The sequence below is a fragment of the Photobacterium piscicola genome (genome assembly GCF_046058925.1).
Lineage (GTDB): Bacteria > Pseudomonadota > Gammaproteobacteria > Enterobacterales > Vibrionaceae > Photobacterium > Photobacterium piscicola.
Genome location: NZ_CP175534.1, coordinates 3,129,901 through 3,141,886, shown reverse-complemented (window position 1 = coordinate 3,141,886; position 11,986 = coordinate 3,129,901). Strand labels below are relative to the sequence as shown.

Genomic DNA, 11,986 nt, shown 5'->3' with positions numbered 1-11,986 from the left:
GATGGCCACGCTGTCTCCACCCGAGACTCAGTGAAATTGAAATCGCAGTGAAGATGCTGTGTACCCGCGGCTAGACGGAAAGACCCCGTGAACCTTTACTATAGCTTGGCACTGAACATTGACCCTACATGTGTAGGATAGGTGGGAGACGTTGAAGCAACCGCGCCAGTGGTTGTGGAGTCAATCTTGAAATACCACCCTTGTATGCTTGATGTTCTAACGTTGACCCCTTATCGGGGTTACGGACAGTGCCTGGTGGGTAGTTTGACTGGGGCGGTCTCCTCCCAAAGAGTAACGGAGGAGCACGAAGGTGGGCTAATCACGGTCGGACATCGTGAGGTTAGTGCAATGGCATAAGCCCGCTTGACTGCGAGAATGACAATTCGAGCAGGTGCGAAAGCAGGTCATAGTGATCCGGTGGTTCTGAATGGAAGGGCCATCGCTCAACGGATAAAAGGTACTCCGGGGATAACAGGCTGATACCGCCCAAGAGTTCATATCGACGGCGGTGTTTGGCACCTCGATGTCGGCTCATCACATCCTGGGGCTGAAGTCGGTCCCAAGGGTATGGCTGTTCGCCATTTAAAGTGGTACGCGAGCTGGGTTTAGAACGTCGTGAGACAGTTCGGTCCCTATCTGCCGTGGGCGTTGGATGATTGAGAGGGGCTGCTCCTAGTACGAGAGGACCGGAGTGGACGAACCGCTGGTGTTCGGGTTGTATCGCCAGATGCATTGCCCGGTAGCTAAGTTCGGAATCGATAACCGCTGAAAGCATCTAAGCGGGAAGCGAGCCTCAAGATGAGTCATCCCTAGACCTTTAAGGTCTCTAAAGGGTTGTTGAAGACTACAACGTTGATAGGTCAGGTGTGTAAGTGCTGCGAGGCATTGAGCTAACTGATACTAATTGCCCGTGAGGCTTAACCATACAACACCCAAGGGGTTTTCCTTCTCATAAGAGAAGAGACGGACTCTGCAAACGCTTGAATGCGTGTTGAGAACAACTAGTTAGATTTTCCCAGATTGCTATTTATTGTCATAAGGCAATAAATAAACCAGAATTTGCTTGGCGACCATAGCGTTATGGACCCACCTGATCCCATGCCGAACTCAGTAGTGAAACGTAATAGCGCCGATGGTAGTGTGGGGTCTCCCCATGTGAGAGTAGGACATCGCCAGGCTAAAATTTATGAAAGCCCGTTCAATGAACGGGCTTTTATTTCGCTCTTACTGATTGTAATGTGAGCGACGTCAACAGAAAGTTTTTACTTTTTAATCGATTGATAAAAAAGAATAAAATTTTGTCTTGACTGAATATCAGAAAAGCGTATTATACGCCACCTGACTTGCTGAAGCGTAATGCGCTAAGGCATTGAAAGTCAACGTTCTTTAACAATTTGACCATGCAATCTGTGTGGGCACTCGTTGAATAGTTAAGTCGAAAGATTTATCAATGAACTGAGTGACCAATACAAAATAACGTAAGTTATTTGGCACAGTCAATTCATTACCATTCTGTTGGAATGGTAATAGCTTTAAAATTACTAAGGTAGTTTTGAAGTCAGTATTCATTGAGCCGTCTCGAAAGAGACAACAAAACTTTAATTGAAGAGTTTGATCATGGCTCAGATTGAACGCTGGCGGCAGGCCTAACACATGCAAGTCGAGCGGTAACAGAAAGAAAGCTTGCTTTCTTTGCTGACGAGCGGCGGACGGGTGAGTAATGCCTGGGAATATACCCTGATGTGGGGGATAACTATTGGAAACGATAGCTAATACCGCATAATCTCTTCGGAGCAAAGAGGGGGACCTTCGGGCCTCTCGCGTCAGGATTAGCCCAGGTGGGATTAGCTAGTTGGTGGGGTAATGGCTCACCAAGGCGACGATCCCTAGCTGGTCTGAGAGGATGATCAGCCACACTGGAACTGAGACACGGTCCAGACTCCTACGGGAGGCAGCAGTGGGGAATATTGCACAATGGGGGAAACCCTGATGCAGCCATGCCGCGTGTATGAAGAAGGCCTTCGGGTTGTAAAGTACTTTCAGTTGTGAGGAAGGCAGTTAAGTTAATAGCTTGGCTGTTTGACGTTAGCAACAGAAGAAGCACCGGCTAACTCCGTGCCAGCAGCCGCGGTAATACGGAGGGTGCGAGCGTTAATCGGAATTACTGGGCGTAAAGCGCATGCAGGCGGTCTGTTAAGCAAGATGTGAAAGCCCGGGGCTCAACCTCGGAACAGCATTTTGAACTGGCAGACTAGAGTCTTGTAGAGGGGGGTAGAATTTCAGGTGTAGCGGTGAAATGCGTAGAGATCTGAAGGAATACCGGTGGCGAAGGCGGCCCCCTGGACAAAGACTGACGCTCAGATGCGAAAGCGTGGGGAGCAAACAGGATTAGATACCCTGGTAGTCCACGCCGTAAACGATGTCTACTTGAAGGTTGTGGCCTTGAGCCGTGGCTTTCGGAGCTAACGCGTTAAGTAGACCGCCTGGGGAGTACGGTCGCAAGATTAAAACTCAAATGAATTGACGGGGGCCCGCACAAGCGGTGGAGCATGTGGTTTAATTCGATGCAACGCGAAGAACCTTACCTACTCTTGACATCCAGAGAATTCGCTAGAGATAGCTTAGTGCCTTCGGGAACTCTGAGACAGGTGCTGCATGGCTGTCGTCAGCTCGTGTTGTGAAATGTTGGGTTAAGTCCCGCAACGAGCGCAACCCTTATCCTTGTTTGCCAGCACGTAATGGTGGGAACTCCAGGGAGACTGCCGGTGATAAACCGGAGGAAGGTGGGGACGACGTCAAGTCATCATGGCCCTTACGAGTAGGGCTACACACGTGCTACAATGGCGTATACAGAGGGCTGCAAGCTAGCGATAGTGAGCGAATCCCACAAAGTACGTCGTAGTCCGGATTGGAGTCTGCAACTCGACTCCATGAAGTCGGAATCGCTAGTAATCGTGAATCAGAATGTCACGGTGAATACGTTCCCGGGCCTTGTACACACCGCCCGTCACACCATGGGAGTGGGCTGCACCAGAAGTAGATAGCTTAACCTTCGGGAGGGCGTTTACCACGGTGTGGTTCATGACTGGGGTGAAGTCGTAACAAGGTAGCCCTAGGGGAACCTGGGGCTGGATCACCTCCTTACCTAAAGACTTATGCTGTTTTATGCAGTGTCCACACAGATTGCTTGGTAAAATTAGTTATTAGAAAATAGCGAAAGTGCTAATTAATGCAAACGCATTGATTAACGCTTTTGCGTTATGCTCTTTAACAATCTGGAAAGCTGACTAGTAAATTTAATCGAAAGATTAATTTTAAAAATGTTTTTATTCTTTGAATAAAAACGAGTTCTCAAAACAACACACATTCAAGTGTCTTGTATCGAGTCCGGCGAAAAACCAATGTTTAATATTTTCTTGATCGGAGTATTAAACGCAAACCTTGGTTGTTTGAACATACAAGACCTCTTGGGGTTGTATGGTTAAGTGACTAAGCGTACACGGTGGATGCCTTGGCAGTCAGAGGCGATGAAGGACGTATTAACTTGCGATAAGCCCAGATTAGGCAGTAAAAGCCTCTTGAGTCTGGGATTTCCGAATGGGGAAACCCACTTGCATAAGCAAGTATCATTAACTGAATACATAGGTTAATGAGGCAAACCGGGGGAACTGAAACATCTAAGTACCCCGAGGAAGAGAAATCAACCGAGATTCCGGTAGTAGCGGCGAGCGAAACCGGATTAGCCCTTAAGCTAGTTCTGCGTTAGGTGAAGGTTCTGGAAAGTACCGCGATACAGGGTGATAGCCCCGTAACCAAAAATGCATTATTAGTGAAATCGAGTAGGACGGGACACGTGATATCCTGTTTGAACATGGGGGGACCATCCTCCAAGGCTAAATACTCCTGACTGACCGATAGTGAACCAGTACCGTGAGGGAAAGGCGAAAAGAACCCCTGTGAGGGGAGTGAAATAGAACCTGAAACCGTGTACGTACAAGCAGTAGGAGCCCACTTGTTGGGTGACTGCGTACCTTTTGTATAATGGGTCAGCGACTTAATTTTAGTAGCAAGGTTAACCGTTTAGGGGAGCCGTAGGGAAACCGAGTCTTAACTGGGCGTCATAGTTGCTAGGATTAGACCCGAAACCGAGTGATCTAGCCATGGGCAGGTTGAAGGTGAGGTAACACTTACTGGAGGACCGAACCGACTAATGTTGAAAAATTAGCGGATGACTTGTGGCTAGGGGTGAAAGGCCAATCAAACTCGGAGATAGCTGGTTCTCCCCGAAAGCTATTTAGGTAGCGCCTCGGACGAATACTACTGGGGGTAGAGCACTGTTAAGGCTAGGGGGTCATCCCGACTTACCAACCCTTTGCAAACTCCGAATACCAGTAAGTACTATCCGGGAGACACACGGCGGGTGCTAACGTCCGTCGTGAAGAGGGAAACAACCCAGACCGCCAGCTAAGGTCCCAAAGTTATAGCTAAGTGGGAAACGATGTGGGAAGGCTCAGACAGCCAGGATGTTGGCTTAGAAGCAGCCATCATTTAAAGAAAGCGTAATAGCTCACTGGTCGAGTCGGCCTGCGCGGAAGATTTAACGGGGCTAAGCTATACACCGAAGCTGCGGCAATATGAACTTGTTCATATTGGGTAGGGGAGCGTTCTGTAAGCCGTTGAAGGTGCATTGTAAAGTGTGCTGGAGGTATCAGAAGTGCGAATGCTGACATGAGTAACGATAAAGGGAGTGAAAAACTCCCTCGCCGGAAGATCAAGGGTTCCTGTCCAACGTTAATCGGGGCAGGGTAAGTCGACCCCTAAGGCGAGGCCGAAAGGCGTAGTCGATGGGAAACGGGTTAATATTCCCGTACTTCTTATAATTGCGATGGAGGGACGGAGAAGGCTAGGTGAGCCTGGCGACGGTTGTCCAGGTCCAAGTATGTAGGCTGATGAATTAGGCAAATCCGGTTCATCTTAAGGCTGAGATACGATGTCGAGCTACTACGGTAGTGAAGTCATTGATGCCATGCTTCCGGGAAAAGCTTCTAAGCTTCAGATTATAAGAAATCGTACCCCAAACCGACACAGGTGATCAGGTAGAGAATACCAAGGCGCTTGAGAGAACTCGGGTGAAGGAACTAGGCAAAATGGTACCGTAACTTCGGGAGAAGGTACGCTCCTAGCGGTGATGAGACTTGCTCTCTAAGCTGCCGGGAGTCGCAGATACCAGGTGGCTGCAACTGTTTATTAAAAACACAGCACTGTGCAAAATCGAAAGATGACGTATACGGTGTGACGCCTGCCCGGTGCCGGAAGGTTAATTGATGGGGTTAGACTTCGGTCGAAGCTCTTGATCGAAGCCCCGGTAAACGGCGGCCGTAACTATAACGGTCCTAAGGTAGCGAAATTCCTTGTCGGGTAAGTTCCGACCTGCACGAATGGCGTAATGATGGCCACGCTGTCTCCACCCGAGACTCAGTGAAATTGAAATCGCAGTGAAGATGCTGTGTACCCGCGGCTAGACGGAAAGACCCCGTGAACCTTTACTATAGCTTGGCACTGAACATTGACCCTACATGTGTAGGATAGGTGGGAGACGTTGAAGCAACCGCGCCAGTGGTTGTGGAGTCAATCTTGAAATACCACCCTTGTATGCTTGATGTTCTAACGTTGACCCCTTATCGGGGTTACGGACAGTGCCTGGTGGGTAGTTTGACTGGGGCGGTCTCCTCCCAAAGAGTAACGGAGGAGCACGAAGGTGGGCTAATCACGGTCGGACATCGTGAGGTTAGTGCAATGGCATAAGCCCGCTTGACTGCGAGAATGACAATTCGAGCAGGTGCGAAAGCAGGTCATAGTGATCCGGTGGTTCTGAATGGAAGGGCCATCGCTCAACGGATAAAAGGTACTCCGGGGATAACAGGCTGATACCGCCCAAGAGTTCATATCGACGGCGGTGTTTGGCACCTCGATGTCGGCTCATCACATCCTGGGGCTGAAGTCGGTCCCAAGGGTATGGCTGTTCGCCATTTAAAGTGGTACGCGAGCTGGGTTTAGAACGTCGTGAGACAGTTCGGTCCCTATCTGCCGTGGGCGTTGGATGATTGAGAGGGGCTGCTCCTAGTACGAGAGGACCGGAGTGGACGAACCGCTGGTGTTCGGGTTGTATCGCCAGATGCATTGCCCGGTAGCTAAGTTCGGAATCGATAACCGCTGAAAGCATCTAAGCGGGAAGCGAGCCTCAAGATGAGTCATCCCTAGACCTTTAAGGTCTCTAAAGGGTTGTTGAAGACTACAACGTTGATAGGTCAGGTGTGTAAGTGCTGCGAGGCATTGAGCTAACTGATACTAATTGCCCGTGAGGCTTAACCATACAACACCCAAGGGGTTTTCCTTCTCATAAGAGAAGAGACGGACTCTGCAAACGCTTGAATGCGTGTTGAGAACAACTAGTTAGATTTTCCCAGATTGCTATTTATTGTCATAAGACAATAAATAAACCAGAATTTGCTTGGCGACCATAGCGTTATGGACCCACCTGATCCCATGCCGAACTCAGTAGTGAAACGTAATAGCGCCGATGGTAGTGTGGGGTCTCCCCATGTGAGAGTAGGACATCGCCAGGCTAAAATTTATGAAAGCCCGTTCAATGAACGGGCTTTTATTTCGCTCTTACTGATTGTAATGTGAGCGACGTCAACAGAAAGTTTTTACTTTTTAATCGATTGATAAAAAAGAATAAAATTTTGTCTTGACTGAATATCAGAAAAGCGTATTATACGCCACCTGACTTGCTGAAGCGTAATGCGCTAAGGCATTGAAAGTCAACGTTCTTTAACAATTTGACCATGCAATCTGTGTGGGCACTCGTTGAATAGTTAAGTCGAAAGATTTATCAATGAACTGAGTGACCAATACAAATAACGTAAGTTATTTGGCACAGTCAATTCATTACCATTCTGTTGGAATGGTAATAGCTTTAAAATTACTAAGGTAGTTTTGAAGTCAGTATTCATTGAGCCGTCTCGAAAGAGACAACAAAACTTTAATTGAAGAGTTTGATCATGGCTCAGATTGAACGCTGGCGGCAGGCCTAACACATGCAAGTCGAGCGGTAACAGAAAGAAAGCTTGCTTTCTTTGCTGACGAGCGGCGGACGGGTGAGTAATGCCTGGGAATATACCCTGATGTGGGGGATAACTATTGGAAACGATAGCTAATACCGCATAATCTCTTCGGAGCAAAGAGGGGGACCTTCGGGCCTCTCGCGTCAGGATTAGCCCAGGTGGGATTAGCTAGTTGGTGGGGTAATGGCTCACCAAGGCGACGATCCCTAGCTGGTCTGAGAGGATGATCAGCCACACTGGAACTGAGACACGGTCCAGACTCCTACGGGAGGCAGCAGTGGGGAATATTGCACAATGGGGGAAACCCTGATGCAGCCATGCCGCGTGTATGAAGAAGGCCTTCGGGTTGTAAAGTACTTTCAGTTGTGAGGAAGGCAGTTAAGTTAATAGCTTGGCTGTTTGACGTTAGCAACAGAAGAAGCACCGGCTAACTCCGTGCCAGCAGCCGCGGTAATACGGAGGGTGCGAGCGTTAATCGGAATTACTGGGCGTAAAGCGCATGCAGGCGGTCTGTTAAGCAAGATGTGAAAGCCCGGGGCTCAACCTCGGAACAGCATTTTGAACTGGCAGACTAGAGTCTTGTAGAGGGGGGTAGAATTTCAGGTGTAGCGGTGAAATGCGTAGAGATCTGAAGGAATACCGGTGGCGAAGGCGGCCCCCTGGACAAAGACTGACGCTCAGATGCGAAAGCGTGGGGAGCAAACAGGATTAGATACCCTGGTAGTCCACGCCGTAAACGATGTCTACTTGAAGGTTGTGGCCTTGAGCCGTGGCTTTCGGAGCTAACGCGTTAAGTAGACCGCCTGGGGAGTACGGTCGCAAGATTAAAACTCAAATGAATTGACGGGGGCCCGCACAAGCGGTGGAGCATGTGGTTTAATTCGATGCAACGCGAAGAACCTTACCTACTCTTGACATCCAGAGAATTCGCTAGAGATAGCTTAGTGCCTTCGGGAACTCTGAGACAGGTGCTGCATGGCTGTCGTCAGCTCGTGTTGTGAAATGTTGGGTTAAGTCCCGCAACGAGCGCAACCCTTATCCTTGTTTGCCAGCACGTAATGGTGGGAACTCCAGGGAGACTGCCGGTGATAAACCGGAGGAAGGTGGGGACGACGTCAAGTCATCATGGCCCTTACGAGTAGGGCTACACACGTGCTACAATGGCGTATACAGAGGGCTGCAAGCTAGCGATAGTGAGCGAATCCCACAAAGTACGTCGTAGTCCGGATTGGAGTCTGCAACTCGACTCCATGAAGTCGGAATCGCTAGTAATCGTGAATCAGAATGTCACGGTGAATACGTTCCCGGGCCTTGTACACACCGCCCGTCACACCATGGGAGTGGGCTGCACCAGAAGTAGATAGCTTAACCTTCGGGAGGGCGTTTACCACGGTGTGGTTCATGACTGGGGTGAAGTCGTAACAAGGTAGCCCTAGGGGAACCTGGGGCTGGATCACCTCCTTACCTAAAGACTTATGCTGTTTTATGCAGTGTCCACACAGATTGCTTGGTAAAATTAGTTATTAGAAAATAGCGAAAGTGCTAATTAATGCAAACGCATTGATTAACGCTTTTGCGTTATGCTCTTTAACAATCTGGAAAGCTGACTAGTAAATTTAATCGAAAGATTAATTTTAAAAATGTTTTTATTCTTTGAATAAAAACGAGTTCTCAAAACATACACATTCAAGTGTCTGTGTTTGCTTTCACTTTTTAAAGTGAAGACAAATAAATGAGTCCGGCGAAAAACCAATGTTTAATATTTTCTTGATCGGAGTATTAAACGCAAACCTTGGTTGTTTGAACATACAAGACCTCTTGGGGTTGTATGGTTAAGTGACTAAGCGTACACGGTGGATGCCTTGGCAGTCAGAGGCGATGAAGGACGTATTAACTTGCGATAAGCCCAGATTAGGCAGTAAAAGCCTCTTGAGTCTGGGATTTCCGAATGGGGAAACCCACTTGCATAAGCAAGTATCATTAACTGAATACATAGGTTAATGAGGCAAACCGGGGGAACTGAAACATCTAAGTACCCCGAGGAAGAGAAATCAACCGAGATTCCGGTAGTAGCGGCGAGCGAAACCGGATTAGCCCTTAAGCTAGTTCTGCGTTAGGTGAAGGTTCTGGAAAGTACCGCGATACAGGGTGATAGCCCCGTAACCAAAAATGCATTATTAGTGAAATCGAGTAGGACGGGACACGTGATATCCTGTTTGAACATGGGGGGACCATCCTCCAAGGCTAAATACTCCTGACTGACCGATAGTGAACCAGTACCGTGAGGGAAAGGCGAAAAGAACCCCTGTGAGGGGAGTGAAATAGAACCTGAAACCGTGTACGTACAAGCAGTAGGAGCCCACTTGTTGGGTGACTGCGTACCTTTTGTATAATGGGTCAGCGACTTAATTTTAGTAGCAAGGTTAACCGTTTAGGGGAGCCGTAGGGAAACCGAGTCTTAACTGGGCGTCATAGTTGCTAGGATTAGACCCGAAACCGAGTGATCTAGCCATGGGCAGGTTGAAGGTGAGGTAACACTTACTGGAGGACCGAACCGACTAATGTTGAAAAATTAGCGGATGACTTGTGGCTAGGGGTGAAAGGCCAATCAAACTCGGAGATAGCTGGTTCTCCCCGAAAGCTATTTAGGTAGCGCCTCGGACGAATACTACTGGGGGTAGAGCACTGTTAAGGCTAGGGGGTCATCCCGACTTACCAACCCTTTGCAAACTCCGAATACCAGTAAGTACTATCCGGGAGACACACGGCGGGTGCTAACGTCCGTCGTGAAGAGGGAAACAACCCAGACCGCCAGCTAAGGTCCCAAAGTTATAGCTAAGTGGGAAACGATGTGGGAAGGCTCAGACAGCCAGGATGTTGGCTTAGAAGCAGCCATCATTTAAAGAAAGCGTAATAGCTCACTGGTCGAGTCGGCCTGCGCGGAAGATTTAACGGGGCTAAGCTATACACCGAAGCTGCGGCAATATGAACTTGTTCATATTGGGTAGGGGAGCGTTCTGTAAGCCGTTGAAGGTGCATTGTAAAGTGTGCTGGAGGTATCAGAAGTGCGAATGCTGACATGAGTAACGATAAAGGGAGTGAAAAACTCCCTCGCCGGAAGATCAAGGGTTCCTGTCCAACGTTAATCGGGGCAGGGTAAGTCGACCCCTAAGGCGAGGCCGAAAGGCGTAGTCGATGGGAAACGGGTTAATATTCCCGTACTTCTTATAATTGCGATGGAGGGACGGAGAAGGCTAGGTGAGCCTGGCGACGGTTGTCCAGGTCCAAGTATGTAGGCTGATGAATTAGGCAAATCCGGTTCATCTTAAGGCTGAGATACGATGTCGAGCTACTACGGTAGTGAAGTCATTGATGCCATGCTTCCGGGAAAAGCTTCTAAGCTTCAGATTATAAGAAATCGTACCCCAAACCGACACAGGTGATCAGGTAGAGAATACCAAGGCGCTTGAGAGAACTCGGGTGAAGGAACTAGGCAAAATGGTACCGTAACTTCGGGAGAAGGTACGCTCCTAGCGGTGATGAGACTTGCTCTCTAAGCTGCCGGGAGTCGCAGATACCAGGTGGCTGCAACTGTTTATTAAAAACACAGCACTGTGCAAAATCGAAAGATGACGTATACGGTGTGACGCCTGCCCGGTGCCGGAAGGTTAATTGATGGGGTTAGACTTCGGTCGAAGCTCTTGATCGAAGCCCCGGTAAACGGCGGCCGTAACTATAACGGTCCTAAGGTAGCGAAATTCCTTGTCGGGTAAGTTCCGACCTGCACGAATGGCGTAATGATGGCCACGCTGTCTCCACCCGAGACTCAGTGAAATTGAAATCGCAGTGAAGATGCTGTGTACCCGCGGCTAGACGGAAAGACCCCGTGAACCTTTACTATAGCTTGGCACTGAACATTGACCCTACATGTGTAGGATAGGTGGGAGACGTTGAAGCAACCGCGCCAGTGGTTGTGGAGTCAATCTTGAAATACCACCCTTGTATGCTTGATGTTCTAACGTCGACCCCTTATCGGGGTTACGGACAGTGCCTGGTGGGTAGTTTGACTGGGGCGGTCTCCTCCCAAAGAGTAACGGAGGAGCACGAAGGTGGGCTAATCACGGTCGGACATCGTGAGGTTAGTGCAATGGCATAAGCCCGCTTGACTGCGAGAATGACAATTCGAGCAGGTGCGAAAGCAGGTCATAGTGATCCGGTGGTTCTGAATGGAAGGGCCATCGCTCAACGGATAAAAGGTACTCCGGGGATAACAGGCTGATACCGCCCAAGAGTTCATATCGACGGCGGTGTTTGGCACCTCGATGTCGGCTCATCACATCCTGGGGCTGAAGTCGGTCCCAAGGGTATGGCTGTTCGCCATTTAAAGTGGTACGCGAGCTGGGTTTAGAACGTCGTGAGACAGTTCGGTCCCTATCTGCCGTGGGCGTTGGATGATTGAGAGGGGCTGCTCCTAGTACGAGAGGACCGGAGTGGACGAACCGCTGGTGTTCGGGTTGTATCGCCAGATGCATTGCCCGGTAGCTAAGTTCGGAATCGATAACCGCTGAAAGCATCTAAGCGGGAAGCGAGCCTCAAGATGAGTCATCCCTAGACCTTTAAGGTCTCTAAAGGGTTGTTGAAGACTACAACGTTGATAGGTCAGGTGTGTAAGTGCTGCGAGGCATTGAGCTAACTGATACTAATTGCCCGTGAGGCTTAACCATACAACACCCAAGGGGTTTTCCTTCTCATAAGAGAAGAGACGGACTCTGCAAACGCTTGAATGCGTGTTGAGAACAACTAGTTAGATTTTCCCAGATTGCTATTTATTGTCATAAGACAATAAATAAACCAGAATT

6 rRNA genes and 1 other annotated feature are annotated in these 11,986 nt (G+C 49.0%); all 6 genes read left to right on the top strand.

The window, feature by feature from the left end:
• Positions 1-925: a sequence feature (23S ribosomal RNA rRNA prediction is too short), on the top strand.
• Between the two features lie 137 nt (positions 926-1,062).
• The 6 genes from rrf (ACJZU6_RS14650) (at position 1,063) to ACJZU6_RS14625 (ending at position 11,851) form a co-directional block, all read left to right on the top strand.
• Positions 1,063-1,178 (top strand): 5S ribosomal RNA (gene rrf / locus ACJZU6_RS14650).
• A 421-nt stretch (positions 1,179-1,599) separates the two neighbouring features.
• Positions 1,600-3,144: ribosomal RNA gene (locus ACJZU6_RS14645) — 16S ribosomal RNA — on the top strand.
• A gap of 335 nt (positions 3,145-3,479) precedes the next feature.
• Positions 3,480-6,373, top strand: a 23S ribosomal RNA gene (locus ACJZU6_RS14640).
• Between the two features lie 137 nt (positions 6,374-6,510).
• Positions 6,511-6,626: ribosomal RNA gene (gene rrf, locus ACJZU6_RS14635) — 5S ribosomal RNA — on the top strand.
• 420 nt (positions 6,627-7,046) lie between these two features.
• Positions 7,047-8,591: ribosomal RNA gene (locus ACJZU6_RS14630) — 16S ribosomal RNA — on the top strand.
• A 366-nt stretch (positions 8,592-8,957) separates the two neighbouring features.
• Positions 8,958-11,851: ribosomal RNA gene (locus tag ACJZU6_RS14625) — 23S ribosomal RNA — on the top strand.
• Together the 16S, 23S and 5S rRNA genes form the textbook arrangement of a ribosomal RNA operon.
• Positions 11,852-11,986: the final 135 nt, after the last annotated feature.